General features: G+C 56.9%; 22 protein-coding genes and 1 pseudogene. 16 read left to right on the top strand and 7 right to left on the bottom strand.

Features of this window, described 5'->3' with window-relative positions; translation table 11 throughout:
- The first annotated feature begins 415 nt into the window (after window positions 1–415).
- Window positions 416–1,267, top strand: coding sequence for a LysR family transcriptional regulator (locus tag MOV76_RS07075; protein ID WP_247264180.1), 852 nt, complete (start codon window positions 416–418; stop codon window positions 1,265–1,267).
- 8 nt (window positions 1,268–1,275) lie between these two features.
- Here MOV76_RS07075 and MOV76_RS07070 read toward each other — a convergent pair whose 3' ends face one another.
- The 3 genes from MOV76_RS07070 to MOV76_RS07060 all read right to left on the bottom strand — a co-directional run bounded on the left by MOV76_RS07070 (window position 1,276) and on the right by MOV76_RS07060 (window position 2,956).
- Window positions 1,276–2,064, bottom strand: a complete 789-nt coding sequence (locus tag MOV76_RS07070; protein WP_247264179.1) for a nitrogen regulation protein NR(II) — start codon at window positions 2,062–2,064, stop codon at window positions 1,276–1,278.
- Window positions 2,065–2,174: 110 nt separating this feature from the next.
- On the bottom strand, window positions 2,175–2,546 hold the full coding sequence (locus MOV76_RS07065) for a hypothetical protein (RefSeq protein WP_247264178.1): 372 nt from the start codon (window positions 2,544–2,546) through the stop codon (window positions 2,175–2,177).
- On the bottom strand, window positions 2,543–2,956 hold the full coding sequence (locus MOV76_RS07060; RefSeq protein WP_247264177.1) for a DUF5602 domain-containing protein: 414 nt from the start codon (window positions 2,954–2,956) through the stop codon (window positions 2,543–2,545). Before MOV76_RS07060 ends, MOV76_RS07065 begins: the two co-directional genes overlap by 4 nt.
- A gap of 496 nt (window positions 2,957–3,452) precedes the next feature.
- On the opposite strand from MOV76_RS07060, the gene MOV76_RS07055 reads away from it, so the two are divergent.
- The 3 genes from MOV76_RS07055 to MOV76_RS07045 all read left to right on the top strand — a co-directional run bounded on the left by MOV76_RS07055 (window position 3,453) and on the right by MOV76_RS07045 (window position 6,713).
- Window positions 3,453–3,953: a PTS sugar transporter subunit IIA gene (locus MOV76_RS07055; protein WP_247264176.1), complete on the top strand. Its 501-nt coding sequence runs from the start codon at window positions 3,453–3,455 to the stop codon at window positions 3,951–3,953.
- Between the two features lie 427 nt (window positions 3,954–4,380).
- Window positions 4,381–4,680 (top strand): XRE family transcriptional regulator, encoded by a 300-nt coding sequence (locus MOV76_RS07050; RefSeq protein ID WP_247264175.1) that lies wholly within the window; start codon window positions 4,381–4,383, stop codon window positions 4,678–4,680.
- 488 nt (window positions 4,681–5,168) lie between these two features.
- Window positions 5,169–6,713 carry an FAD-dependent oxidoreductase gene (locus MOV76_RS07045; protein WP_247264174.1) on the top strand — a complete coding sequence of 515 codons (1,545 nt, stop codon included), beginning with the start codon at window positions 5,169–5,171 and terminating at the stop codon, window positions 6,711–6,713.
- A 318-nt stretch (window positions 6,714–7,031) separates the two neighbouring features.
- On the opposite strand, the gene MOV76_RS07040 is transcribed toward MOV76_RS07045, so the two are convergent.
- A complete protein-coding gene (locus MOV76_RS07040; RefSeq protein ID WP_247264173.1) occupies window positions 7,032–7,679 on the bottom strand; it encodes a BON domain-containing protein in 648 nt (215 codons plus the stop codon).
- A gap of 541 nt (window positions 7,680–8,220) precedes the next feature.
- Between MOV76_RS07040 and ctaD the strand changes: the two are divergent.
- The 11 genes and pseudogenes from ctaD to MOV76_RS06985 form a co-directional block, all read left to right on the top strand.
- Window positions 8,221–9,786 (top strand): annotated as a pseudogene (gene ctaD, locus MOV76_RS07035) (cytochrome c oxidase subunit I); the annotation flags it as partial.
- Entirely contained in the window at window positions 9,726–10,295 is a 570-nt protein-coding gene (locus MOV76_RS07030; RefSeq protein ID WP_247264171.1) for a hypothetical protein, read from the top strand. The pseudogene ctaD and the gene MOV76_RS07030, both read left to right, overlap by 61 nt.
- Window positions 10,296–10,822: 527 nt before the next feature.
- Entirely contained in the window at window positions 10,823–11,227 is a 405-nt protein-coding gene (locus MOV76_RS07025) for a hypothetical protein (protein WP_247264170.1), read from the top strand.
- Window positions 11,224–12,483 (top strand): MBL fold metallo-hydrolase, encoded by a 1,260-nt coding sequence (locus MOV76_RS07020; protein WP_247264169.1) that lies wholly within the window; start codon window positions 11,224–11,226, stop codon window positions 12,481–12,483. Before MOV76_RS07025 ends, MOV76_RS07020 begins: the two co-directional genes overlap by 4 nt.
- A 109-nt stretch (window positions 12,484–12,592) precedes the next feature.
- Window positions 12,593–13,447, top strand: coding sequence for a hypothetical protein (locus MOV76_RS07015; protein WP_247264168.1), 855 nt, complete (start codon window positions 12,593–12,595; stop codon window positions 13,445–13,447).
- A complete protein-coding gene (locus tag MOV76_RS07010) occupies window positions 13,447–13,653 on the top strand; it encodes a hypothetical protein (RefSeq protein WP_247264167.1) in 207 nt (68 codons plus the stop codon). Before MOV76_RS07015 ends, MOV76_RS07010 begins: the two co-directional genes overlap by 1 nt.
- Before the next feature lie 21 nt (window positions 13,654–13,674).
- Window positions 13,675–13,896, top strand: coding sequence for a hypothetical protein (locus MOV76_RS07005; protein WP_247264166.1), 222 nt, complete (start codon window positions 13,675–13,677; stop codon window positions 13,894–13,896).
- Window positions 13,897–14,428: 532 nt separating this feature from the next.
- Window positions 14,429–15,346: a DUF4238 domain-containing protein gene (locus MOV76_RS07000; protein ID WP_247264165.1), complete on the top strand. Its 918-nt coding sequence runs from the start codon at window positions 14,429–14,431 to the stop codon at window positions 15,344–15,346.
- A gap of 70 nt (window positions 15,347–15,416) precedes the next feature.
- A complete protein-coding gene (locus MOV76_RS06995; protein ID WP_247264164.1) occupies window positions 15,417–16,022 on the top strand; it encodes a hypothetical protein in 606 nt (201 codons plus the stop codon).
- Between the two features lie 70 nt (window positions 16,023–16,092).
- Window positions 16,093–16,404 (top strand): hypothetical protein, encoded by a 312-nt coding sequence (locus tag MOV76_RS06990; protein ID WP_247264163.1) that lies wholly within the window; start codon window positions 16,093–16,095, stop codon window positions 16,402–16,404.
- Window positions 16,405–16,415: 11 nt separating this feature from the next.
- Window positions 16,416–16,637 (top strand): hypothetical protein, encoded by a 222-nt coding sequence (locus MOV76_RS06985; RefSeq protein ID WP_247264162.1) that lies wholly within the window; start codon window positions 16,416–16,418, stop codon window positions 16,635–16,637.
- A 195-nt stretch (window positions 16,638–16,832) separates the two neighbouring features.
- On the opposite strand, the gene MOV76_RS06980 is transcribed toward MOV76_RS06985, so the two are convergent.
- The 3 genes from MOV76_RS06980 to MOV76_RS06970 form a co-directional block, all read right to left on the bottom strand.
- Window positions 16,833–17,222, bottom strand: a complete 390-nt coding sequence (locus tag MOV76_RS06980; protein WP_247264161.1) for a hypothetical protein — start codon at window positions 17,220–17,222, stop codon at window positions 16,833–16,835.
- A 290-nt stretch (window positions 17,223–17,512) separates the two neighbouring features.
- The gene (locus MOV76_RS06975) at window positions 17,513–17,938 is read right to left on the bottom strand and encodes a hypothetical protein (RefSeq protein WP_247264160.1); all 426 of its coding nucleotides are present in this window, start codon (window positions 17,936–17,938) and stop codon (window positions 17,513–17,515) included.
- Between the two features lie 251 nt (window positions 17,939–18,189).
- Window positions 18,190–20,691: an NAD-dependent epimerase/dehydratase family protein gene (locus MOV76_RS06970; RefSeq protein ID WP_247264159.1), complete on the bottom strand. Its 2,502-nt coding sequence runs from the start codon at window positions 20,689–20,691 to the stop codon at window positions 18,190–18,192.
- 531 nt (window positions 20,692–21,222) lie between these two features.
- Between MOV76_RS06970 and MOV76_RS06965 the strand changes: the two genes are divergently transcribed.
- Window positions 21,223–21,843, top strand: a complete 621-nt coding sequence (locus MOV76_RS06965) for a uracil-DNA glycosylase family protein (protein WP_408987987.1) — start codon at window positions 21,223–21,225, stop codon at window positions 21,841–21,843.
- The last annotated feature ends 11 nt before the right edge of the window (window positions 21,844–21,854 follow it).

Genomic DNA, 21,854 nt, shown 5'->3' with positions numbered 1-21,854 from the left:
TCAATCCGCCTGACATCCCCGCTCCTATTCGCTACCCGTCAACTCGGAGTGGCCGGAAGGTCGGCTCGCGCAACAGGCAGCACACCAGACGCTTCGAGCATCTCCCTTATGGTCGCTACAGCTTTGGCCGGAATGGCCGAGACCGGAGGCCCGATGATCCCTATGACGGTGGAGATGCTGCGTGACCAGGATGATGCTGCCCGACGTTGTCGGTCGAAGGACCAGCGCCGACGCGCCGGCCACGCCGGCTTATTCCGCCCCCTCTCCCGCTACCGCTTGCGGTCGAGTGCCATGTGTGACCAACAGTGGAGCGGCATGGTTGCACCGAGGATAGGTTCACCAAACTCACACCTCGTCCCGGTGTTGACAAACGAAATTGATTGACATTTGAACGCAAGTTTTATGCTATGCGTCGATGGATATTGAGCTTGCCCGTACATTTCTGGAAATCGTTTCAACGGGTAGCTTTGTTCGCGCCGCAGAACGCTTGAATGTCGCCCAAACGACGGTCAGCGCTAGAATTCGCAATTTAGAACAATTGCTTGGTCGGCCGCTCTTCGTTCGAAATAAAGCCGGAGCGTCGCTCACGCCGGCCGGGGAGCAGTTCTTGCGCCACGCGCCGGCATTCGTCCAGCTGTGGCAGCGCACTCGTCAACAGGTCGCTGTCCCCCCAGGCCGCCGGGCGGTGTTAACGGTCGGCAGCGAAGTGACGCTTGCCCAACCACTCCTGCTGAACTGGGTTAGGTGGCTTCGTCAGTCTCTTCCTGATATTGCGCTTCGCGTGCACGTCGACGTACCCCAGGACCTGATTAATCAGGTCGCTTCAGGGATAGTGGACGTGGCGATCATGTATGCGCCGCAGCATCGGCCAGGCCTGAAAATCGATCTGCTGGTGGAAGAAAAACTCGTGCTCTTGACAACTGATCCCGAAGCGGAGCGCCTCGAGGAGGCAAACTATGTCTATATGGACTGGGGGCCGGATTTTGTGCTGCACCACGACATGAATTTCCCGGATGTCATACCAGATGTCTCCTTCGATCTCGGCACTCTGGCTCTAAGCTATGTAATCGCCAGTGGCGGCTCGGGGTATTTCAGAATGAGCGCGGCGGAGCCATATATAGCAGCGGGGCAGCTCCACCTGGTACCCGAAATGCCGCAATATTCGTATCCAGTTTACGCGGTCAGGTCTGCGAATGCCGACGAGAGTGTCGTAGGCGCTGCATTGACGGGATTACACGCTATCTCTAGAGGCAACATACAGGCCTAAGCGGCGGCTCAGATCGATGGAAACAGGAGATCGACCGTGGTTCCGGATCCTCGCTCGCTGGCAATGCGTAGATAACCGCCAACCAACTGCATAGTCGCATGCACTTGGGCTAACCCCATCCCGGTGCCATTCTCGCCCTTGGTCGTAAAGAAGGGATCCAGTATCTTCTGCAGTAGACCCGGCTCCATCCCGCAGCCTTGGTCTTTGACGCGAAGAAATGCGTAGGTTCCCGGCGGCGGCTCACTGACTGCAATATCCGTCTGGACAAAACGCTTTGTGATGACCGAGATTTCCCCGCCGCTTGCCATGGAATCTCGGGCATTGAGCACCAGATTGAGTAGGGCTGCGTCGAACAGCGACGGATCGACTAGACAATTCGGCACGTCCGAACCAAGTACGAGCCGGATACGGAACTTTGTTCCGGCCCCATATTTAAGGATTGGCTCAAAAGAGTTGATGAGCTCATTCAAGCTCCGTGCTTGCACGTCGCGTTCTGTGTAGTCCGCAAATGTGAGCAACTGTGACGTCAGCTCGACACCTCGATTGACCCCTTCCCGCGCCGCCGCAATGTAATCGCGCACGTTCTCGGGGTGGTCGGCTCTGCCTTCGGCGAGCCTTAGGCCGGATTCTATGATCGCCAGAAGGTTCCTAAAATCATGGACGATACCGCCAGTCATCTCGCCCAAGGTCAAGAGTCGATCTATTGCGCGTTCGCGCTGCTGGACCGCCTGCGCGCGGCTGGCGCTTGCCACCTGCGTTGGCAACGGATTCTCTTTCGGAAACGCCGTGTCTGCCATGGTTACCAATCTCCTTGTTCACCGACGGTCGCAGGAAGCTCTCATTCCCCCTCCGCATCGTCTCATTCATCCGTCGGCTAGATTACTGTCCGACCTGTTGCCGTGGCTCTTTACACCCGACGGACTATCCGCTTCGCCATTATCTCTTCGACCATCGGGAACGCCTTGAGGGCCTCGTCCGGGAGGCCACGGCTTGCAGCAACCGACTCCATCCAGCCACCGTGTCCTTCCGGTTTTCCGAAGTTTGCCGGATGATAGGCGGTGGTCGTATGCGAATTGCCGGGGTTTTGGTTGATCCATCGGATCATCTGACCGGGCTTGATCAAAACACCAATCGGATCGAACCAGACGTGTGAGCCATCCGTTCGACCCTGCATTCTGATCTCCACCACTTCTTGGGCCCAAACATCCTGTCGGGACAGTGAAAGGGCAGCGAGGAGCCCGCCACCCAAGCCCAGCACGCCACGCCGCGCGACCGTCATTTGGCGACACCCGCTTCGCCGTCCGCTGCGACATGCCACAGCACCACATGGACATGTGGCTCTTCCACGCCCGGATGGCCGGCATTGTAGTAGACATCGACATGGTCGACATTGCCGCCGGGCGCAGCAAGATTATCGAATGTCTTGTCCGGGTTAAGGTCCTTTGTTGGCAGCATATAAATCGTGCTGACAAGCTTTCCGTCGTGATCATAGGCAAGGAACGGACCGGCAGGCAGTGTCGCCGGATCGACGAAGAGTTGGCCCATGCCAGGCAAAAAATCAGGTAACTTCACCAGCTTGCTAACCTGCTGATAGGGGGCAGCCGGTGGCGATTTTGCGAAGTCATCCGCTGCCATGGCACAAACCGAGGTGGCGAGTGTAAGAACAGGTACGAGGAGCAGCTTTTTCATGGGGAGATCCTTTTTCGTTAACTCGCGATTGCCAAAAGGTCGGCAGCCATGGGCCGCTCCGATCTGTCGCGCACAGCCATTGAAAAGCTACCGTCAATATTAGTCCAATGAAATTAGATGGAATTTGAATGCAGTTTTTCTGCACCGAGTAGTGGCCGCCACCACGTGCGGAATAATCGCCTCACATATAATGATTTCACCAATTGGCCGCCCCCAATCGGAAGTAGACAGTTCGTTCGATTGCAAACTCAACTGAGATTCAGTGTTTCTTCGGTTATCTTGATTTCAGAAAAACCGCCCCCATCTTTAGAGCTATGAATATCTTCTTGGACCTTCGAGAACCACGACACCTTAAAGCAGGCCTCTAGCCCGGGCGCGAATTCACTGGCATCGCGTCCGGGTCCGCCAGCATCCCAATCCAATGTGACCCCGCTGCAGACGGAGTGCCAAACGCGCTTCGTTCGCATGTGCGCGGCTCGGCTTAGAGGCAACCACGATGATATTCAAAAACCTGTCAGAGAAAGACATCTTCCTTGACGTTGTCACGAAGGGGAAGCATTCGGCTCTATCCAAAATCGCGTTTAAGATTGCGCAGAGGATCGAGGCTGATGATCAGGCTGTTCTCCGTGGCCTTTGGGAGCGCGAAGGTAGCGGAGCGACGGGTATTGGCCGTGGTATCGCTGTCCCGCATTCTCTGCTCGGTTCGATTTCAAAGCCTGCTGCGTCGTTCACCCGATTAGCCGTTCCTATTGATTTCGGCAGCGCCGACGGCGATCCCGTCGACCTTGTTTTCACCCTGCTTTGGCCGCGCTCTGCCGCTGCCACCTTCCTGCCGGCGCTCGCACAACTGTGCCGGATGCTTAGGGCACCTCGGATCCGCGAGGGGCTGCGATTGGCACAATCCGCTGACGAAGTGATAACCATCCTAGATGGCGATCCTCGAGCGTTCGACTGGCCAGTCCCAGAGCGAGCCGGCATATCGGTGTCCCTAAGGTGAACGAGAAAGGATGCGTGATGAAATAAAGAAACACGTCACACCCCACGAATGCGACTAATCGCCGTCGGCATGACCGATCAGGGGTGACCTGCCGTCGTAGATTGCCCGCGACTTGCGCGGTCTGTTGCTCCAAACGCGCAGGGATGGCCGACGTCTTGGCACCGGAAAAACGTGGGGCATTGGATCGACAGTAGAACTTGCTTTTCCGAAGGACGACGATATTTCCAGAGGAAAAGTGTCCATTCGCCGCACCAATTCGCACGGCCCTTCTCGGGCTGGCGGTCGGCCGGCGATTTGCCGGAAAACACGATGTGGTCGGCAGCACAAACCGACGATTGGAAGTTGAAGCAACCATGTGGTCACGAGCTCGCGCTAAACATCAGCGCGGGCGAAAGTTGCGCCCATGCTTTGCAGAGGAAGGTGAATTATGATCAACGGTTCGCAATGTCGGGCGGCGCGCGCATTAATCGACTTCTCGCGCGAACGCCTCGCAATATCGGCAGGTGTTAGCATCGAGAACATCTTGCGTTTTGAGAGTAAACTCACGGAACCCACGGTTGACGAAGTGTCTGCCTTGCAAGCGGCGTTGGAACAGGCCGGCGCGGTCTTCATTTCTGACAACGGCCGCGGCATCGGTGTGCGTCTGAAATTTACGAGATCTGATGCTAAACGTATCGCCATATTGGAGAATGAAGGCGGGATAGTTGCACCTGACCGAGTGCCATGAGTGCTCGATCAGTGCAGAACAAGACATGCGAGCGCCAGTTTATTCGGGAACGTTGAAGCCCGGTTAGCCAATCCAGGGGAGCTTTTCTAGTGCGAGCGGACCGGATCGAAGGACATGCTCGCTGCGGGTCAGGGACAAATTGGTTTCTCGAAGCTTCAGTCGCGAATCTTACCGAAGAGGTACATCGAGTTCGATAGTTTTAGAGCAGAATAATTGCACTCAAAGGTCAATACATTTCATTTGTCACATAGATTCGGTTGCATTACGCTTCGAGAAATTAGCTGCCTCAGCCAATGGGACATCGCGGCGCGCTCCCGCACTCTCTGCATGCCTCGGGTGCCGGGAGCTATGACGAGAGAAAGGCGTCACCACTGGCGGTTTCTCTCTTAGGAAGGGGCTGCGAATTCGAAAGGACGAGCGCATCAACTCGACGCCGCGATTTATCGCGCACTGCAGCCGGTGTAGCTATGCCCAGTGAGAGGCCTGTTATGAGCTCCAACACAACTGATTCCCAAAAGCTTGACTTCGGCATTGGCATCCCGATGAGCCAACTTGCCGACGGCAGCATGCTCGCCGGCCGTGTCGGCGACGAGCATGTGTTGCTTGCGCGCCGGGGCGAGGAAATATTCGCCGTGGGATCGGTGTGCACTCACTACGGCGCGCCGTTGGATGGCGGACTCATGGTGGAGGATACAGTTCGTTGCCCTTGGCATCATGCCTGCTTCAGTCTTCGCACCGGGGAGGCGCTCCGCGCACCAGCTTTTTCATCAATCCCGTGTTATGACGTCGAGCAGACCGATGGCCACATAATGGTTCGGGCGCGACGCGGGCCGGTAGCGCGCCGATCGCTTCCAACCCGTGACGGTCTGCCACGGTCAATCGTGATCGTCGGCGGCGGCGCTGCCGGCCAGGCGGCCGCCGAAACCCTGCGGAATGAGGGCTACGACGGGCGTGTGACAATGCTGAGCGCCGATGAGGCAGGTCCTTATGACCGACCAAATCTATCGAAGGGCTATCTCTCGGGGACTGCGACCGAAAGTTCGAACCCGTTGCGCTCACCTGAATTCTACCAGGCTCAGGACATCGATCTCAAGCTGCGGGCGCAAGTGAGCGTAATAGACACAAAGGCGCGGCACGTCGAACTCAAAGACGGGACGCGACATGCCTACGACGCCCTCCTGCTGGCCACAGGGGCAGATCCGGTGCGGCTAAACGCCGGTGACGGCCGCCCTCCTGTCCACCATTTACGAACGCTTGCGGACGCCCACGCACTGTCCGCGGAGGCAGTGGAGTCCCGTCGGGCCGTGGTGCTCGGCGCTGGCTTTATTGGTCTCGAAGTCACCGCTTCCCTCCGCGCTCGGGGTGTCGAAGTGCATGTCGTCGGGCCCGGAGCAATCCCCATGCAACGGGTTCTCGGGGACGACCTCGGCCGGCACATCCAAGCGCTTCATGAAAGCCGTGGCGTAACCTTCCACCTCGGCACTACGGCAGCCGCGATCGGCGCGAATGGCGTCATGCTGAAGAATGGCGAGGTTCTCCAAGCCGACTTTGTCGTCGCAGGAATTGGAGTGCGCCCGAGCCTGACATTGGCTCGGCAGGCCGGGTTGAAGCTCGATCGCGGAGTAACGGTCGATACCTACCTGGAGACCAGTATACCGAGGATTTTCGCCGCCGGCGACATCGCCCGATGGCCCGACCGACTTACTGGCGAGAACTTTCGAGTCGAACATTGGGTGGTTGCCGAGCGCCAGGGTCAGACCGCTGCCCGCAACATGCTCGGTAAACGCGAGCGATTTGATTGCGTACCGTTCTTTTGGACAGAACAGTACGATCTCAGTCTAGCCTACGTCGGTCATGCTGAAGGATGGGACGAGACGGAGATCGACGGGAACCTGGCAGAAAATGACTGCACGGTCACGTATCGACGCGGCGGCGAGAAGGTGGCGGCCGCCTTTATTCATCGGGATTTGGCTGGAGTTCGCGCCGAACTTGAGTTTGAGCGGGCGATGGCCGATCGGACGTTACCCACGTAGAGGATGACAGAGATAGGAGCTAAAAAATGCTGCGGCACGCGACATCAAACGTTGTCGTCTTCGCTGGAGACAGAGGCTTATAGCAGCATTGTGCTGCCCTCTAGTTTGACCTGCGGCACGCGGCTCATCATCATCTCTGGCGCGACCGGCAACCTGGGGGATGGATGGCGTGACGCTATAGCAGATATCCGTCCGATGAGGATGCTACGTCGGTGATACAGAAGAAGCCAAAGTATGCGCCTCCAATCAAAATCCGACCCAGGACGGAAGAGGAAAGAGAAGCGGACGGATCCGCTCCCCTTTTGCATCCAGTTTGGCTCAGGCTACTGTGATCCGATCTACCACTAGATTCACACCCGGTGCTGACCATGCCGCATGTTCGGCTGCATTGCGTTCCGACCAGAGGTTGACACGACCCTCAAGCGTGACCTTGCCGTCCAGCACATTTACCTTGATCGCGGCTGCCTCAACTTCGGCATTGCGCTTTAGGGCATTTTCAATGCGCTTCTTGACATCGAAGGCCGAGGCATGCGGCTTGACGGTAATATTGTTCGCGACACCGGATATCCCCGCCAGGCCCTTGATGGCGTCAGACGCCGCGTTCTTCTGATATTGCCACTCCACGTCACCGGTGAGAGTGACCCGGCCGTTCTGGACCTTAACCTGGACAACATCCACGGGAATGGCGGTGTTCCATTTAATCAGGTCCAGCGCTCGTTTCACGATTTCGTCGTCCGCGGTTTTATTGGTGCCGAACGGTCGAACTTCAACCTCCTGGGCAATACCCGTAACGCCCTTCACGCGACGTACGACGTCTTCAACCCTGGTTTTCTGAAGGTATGTGGCAACATGCCCGGTCAGTATGACGATGCCGTTCTCCACGGCTACGCCGATGTTCGCCGCATCAACGCTCGGTTCGAAGTCGAGCTCGTCGATGATGTCCTGTCTCAATTTGCTGTCGTTCATGATAGTCGCCTTTCTTCGTCCGATGCATCGGATCCCGCTGGTGCCGATCGAGGCGGCTGCTATTAGGTTTTTAAACATGTGTGCAGGATCGAGATGCACAGCCGCTCTGGTGGCACCGACTATATGGCGACCTGGATGTATGTGACAAATGAATTTGATTATTGGTTCAATGCAATATTTCTGAAGTTTACAACGGTATGACAAGGTAGAAGTACCGCAGCGAAGACCGACTGGTGCGCTCCATTTCAATGCAATAATACTGTATTTATTCTGCATTTAATCGCGTTTGCTTTCTAGTTTTTGAGCTGCCAAGCTCAAGTGTCCGATATCAACTGTGCTCGAGAGCGAGTTGTGTCCGATCAGGAAGACGTTGATTTGTCTAACAACGGTAAACGTCCGAGTCTGCTCCGCCCGCGGTAGAACATCTATCCAAAGACGCACATTGCGGACTGGAAACGTCCTCGATCGTGGCGTCGGCGGGCGTGCCGTCACGAAAAGCAGGAAGCAAATTATGTCTAACCCAGCGCCAGTCTTGGATCGTCACAAGCCCCGGTTTCTCGTTAGGTGGTTTTTCTCGACCAACCACAAGGATATCGGGACGCTCTACCTCTTATTTTCGATCATGGCCGGCGTTCTCGGTACCGCACTTTCGGTGTTGATCCGCATGGAGCTTCAGAAACCGGGCCTGCAGATATTTGACGATCCGGGTGTCTACAACGTTGTCGTCAGCGCCCACGGGCTGGTCATGATCTTTTTCGTCCTGATGCCGGCGCTTATCGGTGGTTTCGGCAATTGGATGGTGCCAATCATGATCGGCGCGCCAGACATGGCTTTTCCACGCTTGAACAATGTCTCGTTTTGGCTGCTAGTGGCGTCGCTTATCCTTTTCATCACCTCAATATTCGTTCCAGGAGCGCCCGGCACGTTCGGCCATGGCGGCGGCTGGACGCTTTATCCACCCTATTCGACGGACGGCCAGCCCGGGCCTGCGGTCGATCTCGTCATCCTGTCGATCCACCTTTCAGGAGCCTCCTCGATTCTCGGCGCGATTAACTTCATCACGACCATCCTCAATATGCGTGCGCCTGGCATGACGCTGCACAAGATGCCGTTGTTCGCCTGGTCGATGCTGGTGACGGCCTTCATGCTTCTTATATCCCTGCCGGTGCTGGCAGGTGCGATCACAATGCTTCTGACCGACCGCAATTTCGGGACGACCTTCTTCTCGCCGTCCGGCGGCGGAGATCCGATCCTCTACCAACATCTGTTCTGGTTCTTCGGTCATCCCGAGGTTTACATCATGATACTGCCTGGTTTCGGGATCATCAGCCATGTCATCTCGACGTTCGCCAGGAAGCCGATCTTCGGGTATCTCGGCATGGCCTATGCAATGGTGGCGATTGGCGCGATCGGCTTTATCGTCTGGGCCCATCATATGTATACGTCTGGTCTATCTGTGGACACCCAGCGCTATTTCGCCTTCGCCTCGATGGTCATCGCTGTTCCGACTGGCGTTAAGGTGTTTTCATGGCTCGCAACCATGTGGGGCGGATCGATCGATTTCAAGACACCCATGCTCTGGGCTCTCGGCTTTGTTCTGCTCTTTACGATCGGAGGCGTCACCGGGATCATGGTTGCCAGCCCCGGCATCGATCGCATGTTTCACGACACTTACTTCGTGGTCGCTCACTTTCACTATGTGCTGTCGCTGGGTGCCGTCTTCGCCATTTTCGCCGGCTTTTATTACTGGTTCCCGAAGATGACGGGTTACATGTATAGCGAAACGCTCAGCAAGCTGCATTTTTGGCTGACATTGATAGGCGTCAACCTCGCCTTCTTCCCTCAGCATTTTCTCGGTTTGGCTGGCATGCCGCGACGCTATGCCGACTATCCCGACGCGTTCGAGGGTTGGAATTTCGTGTCTTCGATCGGGTCGTATATTTCGACGGTCGGGCTTATTATCTTCTTTATCACGGTCGCGGAGGCTTTCAGTCGAAAACGTCAGGCAGGGGCGAATCCATGGGGCGAAGGGGCAACGACGCTCGAGTGGCATTTGCCGTCGCCGCCGCCTTTCCATCAATGGGACCAGCTGCCGCGCATTCTCTAACGGTGTCTATCCAATGTGGGCCGCTCTTTTTCACACGTTATTCGGCCGGTCGCGATGAAACGCGCAGTGATCGCCCTCTTGTGCGAGACCTTGTTTCGTTCCTGCCCGTGCTCGCCTACGACGGCGCGAACATGACGCAGATCGACGTAGGCGGTATCCTGGATATTGCGATGGCAGGAACCTCGGCGACGTTGCTCGCCCGAAAATGGGAATCGGCGCTGCTCGTCAACGTGGACAACGCCACGCTCGCCCGCGTTTTCAACGATCCCGATGCGATGGCCGCCGTCGAGCGTATTGAGGGGTGGCGGGCAATCGGCGACAACATCATCGAAACCATCATCAACAAGAGCGATAAGGTAAAAGAACTCAAGCAGAAAGCCCGGGAAGACGAGCTGACCGCGAAAGAGAAGAAAGAGCTAAGCGACGAGGAGAAGGAATACAAATCCAAGCGCAAGCTCGTGCAGGAAAAGCTCATCAAGTTCGCCACCCGTATTCCCGCCTTCATGTAACCGGGATGTAGTTGTAGAATACGACGGAGTGCCAGAACTGCTTCGACTCCTTGGCGGTGAGACCGCGTTCGAGCCTACCCGCAACGAGCCGCTCTACCCGTCGAAAGAATGTCGCGTTCGACCGAAGTCGTCCGTCGACGTAAGCCTCGACAATCTCCCGCGTTAACTCGGGCCTTTCCGCCCCAATCTCCGCCGTGGCTTCGTAATGTGCCTCCCCAAGAATAAGTAATCGCGCGCCACCGATGACATTAGTCCCGTGTGCATACCGAGTACCGACCCAAGCCTTAAACATCCAATTACCTCTCTTATGACCACGACGAGGAGAATCCTTTCGAGCGGCAATCGCACCCTATCGCCTCAAAAGAATAATTAAGAGGCTCGTGCCCTGATGAGGGAAGCAATAAGTCATTGAACCAAAACGAAAAATTGACATTTGCAAACATGTTGACCAGTGGCAAATATGTTACACAGCTACTAATTTGGATTTAGGTGTAACAAGATCGCACCCCTTCCACGTATTTATTGCCATGAAAAACGCCACCACCTCGCAGGCACCTCGATTAGGCATCTTCTGGTTCGTTGAAAGCAGGGGAAACCTTCGGCTAGTGAGCCTCGCTCATGATGTAGGTAAAGTAGCGTCGATCGGCGGCTTCAAGACGATTGAGGAAGGTCATGTGGACGCGTGGTCGAAGGTCGCTGCTGCCGACCGCAGCATCGCGCGTTTCGACTATGAGTATTTTCCTAGAGGGCGGGTGAACTGGCGGGAGGAAGATAATGCGTTCCTTCTTTTGGCCGATGCCCACATTTTCGCCCTCAACCTCCAAGCCGTCATCATCGATCGTTGGCACCTCGGCGACAACGTGATGTTGTTGAAAGACCCACACCACAAAACCAATCGCCTACCCACTGTCTTCCGAAAAGGAAATGCATGACCGGACAGTTGCAAATCTGCATTCATCGAGGGACCCGGGAGATCGGCGGTAGCTGCGTTGAACTAGAGTACGACGGAAAGCGGATCGTCGTCGATCTCGGGTTGCCGTTGAATGCGGAGTTGGAAGCAACTGAGCTTCCCCACATTCCGGCCATCCATTCCGCCGATGGCTCGCTGCTTGGGGTTTTGTTGAGCCACGGGCATCGTGATCACTGGGGGTTGCTGCCCAAATTGCCCGGGGGGATCAATGTTCATCTGGGACGCAAGACGTTGTCCATCATGACAGCGGCTGCTCCCTTCATGCCAGGCGGCTATGCGCCGGACTCTGCCATGGTCTACGAGGACCAGAAGGCCTTCGAGCTTGGGCCATTCTGGATAACGCCGCATCTTATGGACCACTCGGGATTCGATGCCTATGGGTTCCTAATCGAGGCGGGCGGCAGGCGCATATATTACTCGGGCGACATCCGCGGTCATGGTCGGAAGGCAGCCCTGTTCGAGCGGTTCCTTGCCTCACCACCAGCGGACGTAGACCTCCTGTTGATGGAAGGCTCGAGCCTTGGCCGCCTGTCCACGTCTCAACGCTTCGAGACCGAAAACGAGATCGAGAATCGATTGCTCGAAACGATGAGGCGGACTGCCGGGATCGTTCTCGTTGCTTGCTCCGCCCAAAATATCGACCGCGTCGTTAGCGTCTACCGAGCCGCTAAGCGATCGGGACGCCGGTTGTTGGTCGATGCCTACGCTGCGGAAGTTCTAAAGGCCACCGACACGAAATCAATTCCCAAGCCGACGGACGAGTGGCCGGACGTGAAGGTCTACATTCCGCAGGCCCAGCGGCGATTCCTAAAGGAGAGGAATATCGCTGCTCTGGTGGATGCGTACAAAGGCCGCCGGGTCTTCCCGGAAGCGCTGCCTGAAGAGGCTGCCAAAAGCGCAATGCTGATGAGACCATGGATGCTACGGGACTTAGCCCAAGCCGGAGCGCTAATGGGTGCCTCGGCAATCTGGTCTCAATGGGACGGCTATCTCAAGGAGGAAGCCGGGATCAAATTTCAGGACGCCTGCAGAGCCGCTTCGGTTGGCTTCGAGATAATTCACACTTCAGGCCATGCTGACCCACACGACCTTCAACGGTTCGCCGAGGCGATGCAGGCCAAAAAGCTGGTGCCAATCCACACCTTTCAACCGGATCAATTTGAGGGGCTTTTTGGGAACGTGGCCCGTGTCGTCGATGGAGAATGGTTTTATGTATGAGCTTTCAGTGCAGACAGCACAATTTAGGCGTTATATCAGCCCAGAAAACATGAGACTTTTTGAGGGTACGGCACGAAGCCCAGGAGGGGCTTGGCTTTGGGACGCGCTCATGGACAAGGAGATGATCTTTGCTCTCCGGGACGAAGCCATCGACGTATATTACTTTGGCCGCGCTCTTTACCGCATTGGCTTTGCAAACGGGAAAGTGCTCCCGAAGACACACGTTAAGTACCTGATCGTAAACGCTGACTATATCAAGCTGCGGGAGGGCGCTTTTCAATACAACAAGACCCATCTCCAAGCTGACTACGCAAAGCAGGCCTCGCTGAAGCAGATGAAATCTGCAGCACAGGCTTATATCGGCGATGAAGGACGGGGGGTCTACAACGCAATCTACGGAGACCCTTGGGTGATAGACGTAGAAGTGGCATTCCATAGCCTTCCAAGCGACGTTGCTCCAGAACATGCGGAGACGGAAATCGACAGCAGGAAGCAGGATCGCATCGACGTTGTGAGGCTGCTGCCTAGCGGGGACGGTTTCGCACTCGAATTCTGGGAGGCAAAGCACTTCAGCAATTCGGAACTCTTCAGCGTCAACATACTGAGCCAGCTGAAAGGTTACCGAAGACAACTTCAAGCCAGAGAGGGTAGCCTGATTGAACCCTATCGTAATGTCTGTCGGTTCAATTCCGATCTTTTACGCCTCAAAAGGGAATTGGGGGCGGCGAATGTTTCGGCCGAGGTCGAAGAAACCTTTCGTGGCCTTGGTGAGGGCAAGACGGCGCTGAGCCTTATAACGGACCCCGCCCTTTTTGTTTTTGGCTTTGATGACGATCAGAAAGAGGGGCGCTGGAAAAAGCGACGCGAAGAAATAATTGCAGAGCTTGGAACCCTGAACTTGAGAGATATCGGAGACTCTAGGACAGGCTTCTTGCGTGGTTTCAAGAAAACGAGGGGTCGTTGATGGCGATCGCATCCGCTTTTCAGAAACGTGACTACGTCCATGTTTATGATGAGCGCGGCCGGAATGTCTGCCAAATCCCGGCTGGGACCGGACCGAAGGATGGCCTGGTTGGTTTTACAGGGTCGACTGTCAGCATAAGGCGCGGCAACAATATTTATACCTACGACGAAAATGGCCGGAATCTGTTCGAGAAACACGCGTTTTGAGAACAACGAGAAAGAGGCAGTATGGCGAGATCGAGGAAAAAGTTGCCCTACATAGGGGTCTGCGCAGATAGCGATAAGCCAAGCAAGAAACTGGCTCACCATCAGGAACGCCATGCCATCAAGAAAGCACTGAAGCGGGAAGACGACATTCCCGCTTCGAAAGCGTTCGGTGATCCATGGAATGGCGACAAGGACGGGAAAATCTGGTTGGGTTGGAAGAATGAGGAAAACCTAAGGAAGTGAGCGCGGGGCGCTATTCCGGGAATAGACCCTCCTGCGAGAAAAGCATGCGGGCTGGATGGCCTGAAAGCGGAAGAGCCGGATCAAACCGAAATCCACTATCTGGATTGAGTGCAGCTCCACGATCAGTGGGAAAGCCAGAGGGCCGATTGCGTTTGGTTTGATGCGCAGCATCCTATCTCAGCGCATGTGAGCATAAATCGGCCGCCTGCCCTACTCCATCGGGTTTGAAGCCATAACAGGCACTGCGTAGGCGTGGAGATCATCCCCGTCCAAATCCAATGGGGCAGCTTCGACGAGCTGTCCTCGGTTCTCGATCTCGCGAACTGCCTGATGACACAATGGCCGGCCCCTACCGACGGCGAGACCTACATGACCGCCCTGGGTCTGAGAGGCCATCCTACGTGGCAGTGAGGACGATACAGCCGAAGAAGCTCGGGCCTTCATCGATGCGGCGCACGAGACGGGGCTGGTAGTACTCGCGGATGACGGTCCCGACTGGTTCTAGCCGCGAGCGATCTGATATATCGGCCATATGAAATCAGACAACCCGCCGACCAAACATCACTACATCCCGGCCTTCTACCTGAGCCGTTGGGCAGGCACGTTGGGCAAGGTAACCGAGTTCGCGAAGGTTCACGGCGGCAAGATCGTCGCCAAGCCGAAAATGCCCGAACGCACGGGTTACAGGGAGCGGCTGTATGAAATGCAAGGTGTCGAGCCTGAGTTAGCGCAGCAGTTCGAAGAGAATTATTTCAAGCCCATCGACACGATGGCGGCCGACGCGCTCGAAATGCTGTATCGCCACGGCCACAATGCTGCGTGGACCGCCAAGAGCCGCACGGCATGGACACGGTTCATGATGTCTCTGCTTCTGCGTTGCCCTGAGGACATCGACGCATTCCGGGAGTGGTGGCATGACGACTTCGCCCGCACTGATGCGGACGCCGAAGCGCGATATCAAGCAAAGCGGACGCCTGGTGATCCTCCGACGTTCTCGGACTTTCTCGATAGCCAGCCCCTCGCTGTCAAAGAGAAATACATGATCGAGATTCTCAATTCGCTTCTTGAACATGACAGCGTTGGGACGAACATCAACAACATGCATTGGCGGGTTCTTGAGACGCCCGTGTCCGCCCCACCGCTGTTAACATCGGATCGACCCGTCATCCGCTCGAATAGCCTCAAGGGCGAGCAAGGCCACATAGCGCTGCCTATCGGGCCGCGCCTGCTATTCATAGCCTCGAACGACACCCGCTTTCTAAACGGCCTGCTGCGCGCCAATCAGACGGGCCTCGTAAAGGAATGCAATCGGCAGGTCGTGGAGGGCGCGGTGCGGTTCGTATACGCGGTCGACGAGATCCAGACCCGGTTTATCGAAAATCGGTTCGGACGGTCGCCACAACCGCGCTTGATCGAGCAGATCATAGATCGTCGGCGCTCGGCTCGTTAAAGGAGGGCTAGCGACGCGATCCTTGTCGTGAAAATGATATCGGAATGCTCGGTGGCAGTCGGGAGGATGGATGAGCTGGTTTTCGAAGATTTTCAAGCTTCCACAAGGTGATGACATCAAGGCAATCGCGGCCTCATTGTCGATCGATACCAGCGGGCCGGAATTCGCCGACCTTTATCCTACGCGGGACGCGTTAAACAAAGCCATCGCGAGAACAGAACGGTTCAAGCCCAGCGACATCGAATGGATTACCGACATAGCCTTTGCTCGAATGAACGACGGTATGAATTTCAAAGGTCCAGTCCAAGAGATCACACGAGCCGGGGCATTGATGACCCCCGACGCTCTCAAGGCGCAAGGCTTAAACGCCCGACGGAAAATTGGGACGCGCTTCTTCGAGGCGATAACAGTCGGCAAGGTTGATGAGGCTGTCGAGGCTTTGGAGTTGGCTCTGCACACAGAGTGGTCAAAGGCCAACCAGCTGCACAACCTTCGCCGTATGCAGAAGTTGGGCATCAAGTTCTGCGAGTTCCGCGCTCCTGGTGGAGACGCCAACTTGCCCCTCGAGTCCGAACTGAGCGGAAAGCGACTATCGATTGACGAGGCGATCGATCTCGTCAAATCGCGGGCGGCCGACATCCGCCGATCCGTCTTTGCGGGCGAGGTGAAGTTTTAACGGCCCCTGACTAGGCAAAGTGCCGCCCTCTACTTACCTGTGCGGAAACTGGAAACTCGCGGGAGGCGACATGAAATTGCTTGAGGCCATCACATCGATCAAGAACGCTATCGACGCATCGGCGACGGACAAGAGCGATAGCGCGTGGCAAGCTGCGGTAAGCGCGGCGGGCCTCGTCTTGGAGGACGGCGGCAAACATAGCGGTATGTCTATTGATGAGGACTATGTTGCGCCATTCGGCCCACTGGAAGTGCGAGTAAAGCACACAATGCGCGACACATCGAAATCCTACTCACCCGGCCCGGATCGAACACGAGTGAAACTCGATCTGATCCATGACGGCAAAGTGCTGGATAGCTATACAAACGGCTACGAAAATTAAGGGACGCTCATATGAAGATGCTGGATTTCCTCGCTCTTGGTGACGGCGGGCAGTTTACCTCCGACGACGCCGCGAACCTCAACCGCGATCTAGCGGACAAGTCCATGTCGGACATTCCTGCTGAGCGTCGGCAAGACGTGCTGAACTACCTGACAAATGCGATGCTGCACAATTCTGTGGATCACGATCTTCGGCCGAAAATCGAGGCTCTAATTGCCGATCTGGAACGGTGATTTTCTGACTACCGATAATGATTGTTATCGGCATTCAAGCTTTGAAAGCCGCATATGAGTGATTGGAAGTAAAGGGCGGTTGGCTTCGATAAGGCACCCGATAGACAAGTGCATCGTGGCGGCTAACATAGCCGGCGGCTTCAACGGGGATAGGTGACGGTGCCGTGTTCCGATATTTAATGATGATCGGTCAAACTACTGAAGAGGTGCAAGGTCGTCCTTGTGCAGGAACCCTAGCCTCCGGCCCGCTCTCGCCACCTCAACGAAGTCGTCCTTTTCCGAGAGAACCCGGAGGGTCGTCCCGGAAAGAAGGGGTGTATCGCCTTTCGCCGCTCCCTTGTCGTCGAGGATTGCCGTTGTTTTTAACAGCACATGGGTTGGCTGGATCGGCACGAAGTCCTTGTCGGAACTGGTGAGAACCGAGACCGGCTTCGCGACGGCAAAGTCTTGCCCGACGAGGTTCATTTCTGGGGTTTGGCGCATGCCGAATTTTCCGAAGGCAAGGTCGGGCACGCGATTAACGACATACGACGCTAGCGCGGCCACCTGGATTAGCCCGCAATGGCTGGGATCGGCAGAGGACATTGCCTCCAGGAGGCTGTAGGTGAATATGCCATGACCCGAAAATCCCTCCAGGGTGGCTGGTCGTCGCTTGGAGCGGCGAGGACGGATCGCCCAGTGGCCTTGGCCAAGCGATCGACGGCAGCCAGCCTGGCCAAGCCACGCGTTATCTGATCCACCGCCAGTGTACACCTTTCACAGGTATCGAAAAGCAGTAGCGTCTTTCGAACCGGGAGGCGGGCCAGCCACTGCGGCCAGTCGTCCTGTTGACCCCCTACTCCACGATCGATGACGGCCCGGTGTATTTTATGTCGTTAGGAATGAAATAGTAGCGGCCCTCGACGGTCTTTCCATGGCCGGCGACGTACTACACGAATACGTCGGTGTCGCCGATTGCGCTTGCGATCTTGGCGAACGCCATCCAGGCCCGCCTTGGTCGCTTTTTCATCGAGCAGCACATCAATCTCGGTCTTATCAAACAAATCCTTCGCTCCGGCCTGGAAGCCATTAGCCACGTCCGATGCGTCCGTTGCCGCGAAGTTGAGCCGCAGCCGGCTGTCCCAGTAGTTGTTGATGCCGATGCTTAGGACGAACAAACGCGGAGACTGCGAACTCGGTTGCGTGGTCGAGTTGACGTGCAGCGTCGCAGGTTCGGAGAAAACGTGGTTCAGCTTGTCATAGGCCACCACCTCGATGACATTCTGTCCTGGCTGGACAGTCACCGCCTGCCGCAACTGCAATTTTGCTCCGCGACCTCATTCACCAACGCACCGACTCTGAGACTTTCCAAAACGATCTGCGCATTAACCTCGTCCGGTCAGTGCTGGTGCGCCTCAGGGGAGGCTTCCTGGTCGTGAGAACCTCCAATGCAGGGCCGGACAACGTGAGGCAGAACAACGGTGACAACAACTCGCTCCGCGTAGCGCCGACTGAGTGGCATCTTAATTGGCAATCCAGAGAATTACGCGGCGACTCCTAAGCATGGCCCCACTCAATAGGGATTCCAATTCCCGTAACGCTCCCTTATTGGAGTTCGACGCACACTGAGCAAGATCAAGGCGGACCCGGCCGCGATGCTCGCGAGTGTCCCAACAAGGCTCGCTTCAAAGACGAACGGCGTGACGAATAGTGCGCACCCTAGAAGCACGTTCAGGTACCGAGCCGGCCGCGCCACTTCCGCGGCGGCGATTGAAATTACGGTCAGAACAAGCGCGCCGATCACATGGTCCGCATTCGCCATGTTCCCTTCGGCACCGAGCGTGAGGCGTGTGAAAAGCAAGAATAGGCCGATCAACGCAGAAAGAGCCAGACCCCACGGGAGACTGACACCGCCCCCAATCATACTCTTCAACACGGCACCCGGCGAGCGGTCGAACTCGTCTTGGAAGGGTTGATCCGCCCCGCTCTCCGGCACCTCGTCGGTGTCGCCAAAAAGGAGCACGCGCAGCCAGTTCCGGCCTGCTTTGATCCGGCGACGCATGAATTGCAGCGTCGCCAGCAGTTCGTCGAGCGAATAGGGAATCTGCACAAGGACTGCCGCCGCCCCGATCAGAGCGATGGTGCTCCACGTGCCGATGACGACCGGCTGAATGATAACGAACACGATCGAAGTGATACCGAGCGGTGCGATCATCAGGCCGAACAGCACGACCAGCCACGGCATCGTACGCCAGCGCATGCGCGAGCCGACGATGCCGGTGAGAATCTCAAGCAGATAGGCGTAACCGCCGACGGCTGCGTCGGAGACCGGCCAGGCTTTCGAAACTGAGGAAGTGATAATCTTCTCGGTGCCGTTTTGCGGATCAGAGGGCGAGCCAGCAAAAAATGGGTCCCATACCTCCGGGATATAACCAAGCTGGTAACCGGCGAGATATCGCGAAACATAGAGGCCAATCAGGGCCAGCACGATGATGGGCACGCGCTGGGTCCAGGCGGACGGGTTGTAGCTCCACCCGGAGGGGACGGCCGGACCGGTCAGCGCGGCCACCGCCGAAGGACCGGGCTCGGGTTTGGTGCAGACCGCAAAGCCGAAGATCAGCGCCCCAACGAGCGTGTCGGATAGATACGCTGTGGCGTTCGTCGTCGAGAACAGGAACGGTACAGCCATGACCACAGCGCCGATGCCGGCGCAGAGCCAGCGCGCCCACAGCGCGCGCCAAGACAACGCCAGCACGGCGCAGACGATGAGCGCGACGCCGAGTGCCATTTCGCTTCTGCGCAGAAGCGGCTCGGACACGTCTATCAGCGGCGGCTGCGTGAGAAGCCAGGTGCCGAGGCCGATATTGACGAAATGCGCCCAGCGGCTTGCGCCATGTTCGGCTTTGATCTGTGCTTTGCGCTGAACCCTCAAAAGTTCAGCGTTTTTTCCGGCACCCGCGGCCTCGCCGAACCACGCCGGAGGTGCAACGCGATTGGCGTCATACCAGTCGGCTGGGTCAGCCTTGAGCGTGGCGATGAGCCGGGGCAGTTCGTCAGTCAACCGATGTCGCGGCTCCCATCCAAGCAGGTCGCGCGCGCGCCTAATGTCGAGCGCGTAGTGGTCATCGGCCATGCCAACCATGAACGGCTTGATGAATGGTTCCTCACCCTGATCGATGACATCCGGTATCAGTGGCTCCAGCCTACCCTGCATCCACGCGCCCGCGGCGGCTAAGAACTTTGGCAGGCGCAGTGTTGGCCAATCGTCTTTGCCATGAAGGTGATAACCAAGTTTGTCCTGGAGAGCATCGTAGCCAATCGCATCTGGCTCCCCGATCAGGACCGCAGTTTCCAGCGGCAACTCTGCGCGGCGCTCGACGGCGCGCCGGAAGGCGTCGACCATATCTTCGCGATGGAGCATTGATTGGCCAACAAGGGTGCTGCCGGAATAGAAATAGCTCTGGAATTCCCGCTCGTAAATTCGTGCAATTTGGTTGGCCATCGTCGGCACCATAGTGCGTTCATCGTAAACACCTGCCAGCCGCAGAATGACGTAGGGGATTTTTCCGTGCTCGGCGCGGACCACTTCTTCGGCCGCGGCTTTTGATTTCGGGTATGCCCAGCGCGGATCAATCGGCTGGCGCTCGTCAATGCGCTCTCCGGGGCTGCGCGGAGCGTGCACGAGCATGGTGCTTGCATAAACGAACTGCCCAACATCGAAGCGTTGCAACGAGCTCAGAAGGCGACGAGTGCCTTCCACGTTGACGGATTGGTAACGCGGGTCGTCTTCGCCCGAAAAGTCAAAGAAAGCGATGAGATGGATGACGCTGGCGATGCGCCCGCCGAACATATCGCGGAATCTATCAAGGGCGAGCTCGACGGAAGCGTCAGATCTAATGTCGAATTCAAATACGGGGATGTCTGCATCATGTGCCATCCGATCGAATGCAACGACGCGGTAATCCGGACGAAGTGCTCGAGCGATCGAACGACCGAGGTTCCCGGTTCCGCCAGTAATGAGAACAACGGGCCGTGGATCCGAGACCGGTCTTGCAAATGTGGAAGCCGCTGACATCTTGTTAAACCTTGATTTCCCTCCAGGCAAAGCTAAGTCGGCCTGACAACCGCCTTCAGCATGATCTGGAATCTGCCTGCCAGTCAGTGGTCTGCCACACGAACCAGCCCCATCGTGCGGTGCGACTTAGTCAGACGGGAAGCGCCTACAGTTTGACGAGCAGGACGGGGGCGAATCCGGTGGGCTGCGCTTCGGCACAAGACGTCATTCGCTCAAGTACTTAGACCGAGCTTATGGCATCCGACCCCTCAACAAAAACGATATTAATTTGCATTTGAGTACACTAATCTTGCCGCTAAGACTCCCCACTAACCGGGGGTTTTTGTCGCTTCGCCAAGCTAAAGCACGCAACCCGGGCGTGGCGAATGGTCGCGCGGCGCTGGTGGCAGCTGGTCGACTCCAGCCCGAGTTCCTAAATTCTTCATTGGCCAACCTGCACCGATTAGTGGGTAGAGCCGCAAGAGGACCGGAGCGACGGTGGAGACTGCTGCAACTAAATTCGAACTGCGGAGCCGCGAAGCACGCGCAGGGTTGGAAGAGGCGCAACTTGACACGTTGCTTTCGAGAATCCGTGCGTGTCGGGCGTGTGCTTCGGAATTCGGCCACGAACCACGCCCGGTGGTTCAGGCAACCACTGAAACGCGTCTCTTGATCTGCGGCCAGGCACCGGGACGGCGGGTGCATGAGAGCGGTCTTCCATTCGATGATCCCTCGGGCGATCGCTTGCGCCAGTGGCTTGGGTTGGATCGCGATGCGTTCTATACAGACCCGCGAATTTGCGTGGCCCCTATGGCTTTTTGCTTCCCGGGGACCAATCCGAAAGGCGGCGACTACCCGCCGCCGCCGCGTTGCGCCGCGCTCTGGCGACGGTCACTCCTGGCGTGTCTTCCGAAAGTGGAACTGACGCTTCTGGTCGGCGGTTACGCTCAACGGTGGGCGTTGCAACACGCTTCGGGGCGTTCGATGACCGCGACCGTCCGCGCATGGCGCGTTCATAGTCCCGCAGTGATCCCGCTGCCTCATCCCTCGTGGCGCAGTACAGTCTGGCTGCGCCGCAACCCTTGGTTCGAGGAGGAGCTGGCTCCTCATCTACGCAACCGGATTGCTGCCATATTGGGCGGCGCTGCTACGCCTCACCACCCGGCGTCATGATGACTCTATCG

This window comes from Rhizobium sp. PRIMUS64, from assembly GCF_023006465.1.
Taxonomy (GTDB): Bacteria; Pseudomonadota; Alphaproteobacteria; order Rhizobiales; family Rhizobiaceae; genus Rhizobium; species Rhizobium leguminosarum.
The sequence above is the reverse complement of the archived record's forward strand: the minus strand, read 5'-3'. Positions and strand labels throughout refer to the sequence as shown.

Excerpts from the sequence above, each read along its gene's own strand:
- MOV76_RS07060 (WP_247264177.1), bottom strand. The coding sequence starts at position 2,956 with ATGAAAAAGCTGCTCCTCGTACCTGTTCTTACACTCGCCACCTCGGTT.
- MOV76_RS07025 (WP_247264170.1), top strand. The coding sequence starts at position 10,823 with ATGAAAAACGCCACCACCTCGCAGGCACCTCGATTAGGCATCTTCTGG.
- MOV76_RS06990 (WP_247264163.1), top strand. The coding sequence starts at position 16,093 with ATGAAATTGCTTGAGGCCATCACATCGATCAAGAACGCTATCGACGCA.
- MOV76_RS06970 (WP_247264159.1), bottom strand. The coding sequence starts at position 20,691 with ATGTCAGCGGCTTCCACATTTGCAAGACCGGTCTCGGATCCACGGCCC.
- MOV76_RS07065 (WP_247264178.1), bottom strand. The coding sequence starts at position 2,546 with ATGACGGTCGCGCGGCGTGGCGTGCTGGGCTTGGGTGGCGGGCTCCTC.
- MOV76_RS07015 (WP_247264168.1), top strand. The coding sequence starts at position 12,593 with ATGGACAAGGAGATGATCTTTGCTCTCCGGGACGAAGCCATCGACGTA.
- MOV76_RS07055 (WP_247264176.1), top strand. The coding sequence starts at position 3,453 with ATGATATTCAAAAACCTGTCAGAGAAAGACATCTTCCTTGACGTTGTC.
- MOV76_RS07005 (WP_247264166.1), top strand. The coding sequence starts at position 13,675 with ATGGCGAGATCGAGGAAAAAGTTGCCCTACATAGGGGTCTGCGCAGAT.
- MOV76_RS06985 (WP_247264162.1), top strand. The coding sequence starts at position 16,416 with ATGAAGATGCTGGATTTCCTCGCTCTTGGTGACGGCGGGCAGTTTACC.
- MOV76_RS06980 (WP_247264161.1), bottom strand. The coding sequence starts at position 17,222 with ATGTCCTCTGCCGATCCCAGCCATTGCGGGCTAATCCAGGTGGCCGCG.
- MOV76_RS07010 (WP_247264167.1), top strand. The coding sequence starts at position 13,447 with ATGGCGATCGCATCCGCTTTTCAGAAACGTGACTACGTCCATGTTTAT.
- MOV76_RS07020 (WP_247264169.1), top strand. The coding sequence starts at position 11,224 with ATGACCGGACAGTTGCAAATCTGCATTCATCGAGGGACCCGGGAGATC.
- MOV76_RS07050 (WP_247264175.1), top strand. The coding sequence starts at position 4,381 with ATGATCAACGGTTCGCAATGTCGGGCGGCGCGCGCATTAATCGACTTC.
- MOV76_RS07000 (WP_247264165.1), top strand. The coding sequence starts at position 14,429 with ATGAAATCAGACAACCCGCCGACCAAACATCACTACATCCCGGCCTTC.
- MOV76_RS06995 (WP_247264164.1), top strand. The coding sequence starts at position 15,417 with ATGAGCTGGTTTTCGAAGATTTTCAAGCTTCCACAAGGTGATGACATC.
- MOV76_RS07075 (WP_247264180.1), top strand. The coding sequence starts at position 416 with ATGGATATTGAGCTTGCCCGTACATTTCTGGAAATCGTTTCAACGGGT.
- MOV76_RS07070 (WP_247264179.1), bottom strand. The coding sequence starts at position 2,064 with ATGGCAGACACGGCGTTTCCGAAAGAGAATCCGTTGCCAACGCAGGTG.
- MOV76_RS07045 (WP_247264174.1), top strand. The coding sequence starts at position 5,169 with ATGAGCTCCAACACAACTGATTCCCAAAAGCTTGACTTCGGCATTGGC.
- MOV76_RS07040 (WP_247264173.1), bottom strand. The coding sequence starts at position 7,679 with ATGAACGACAGCAAATTGAGACAGGACATCATCGACGAGCTCGACTTC.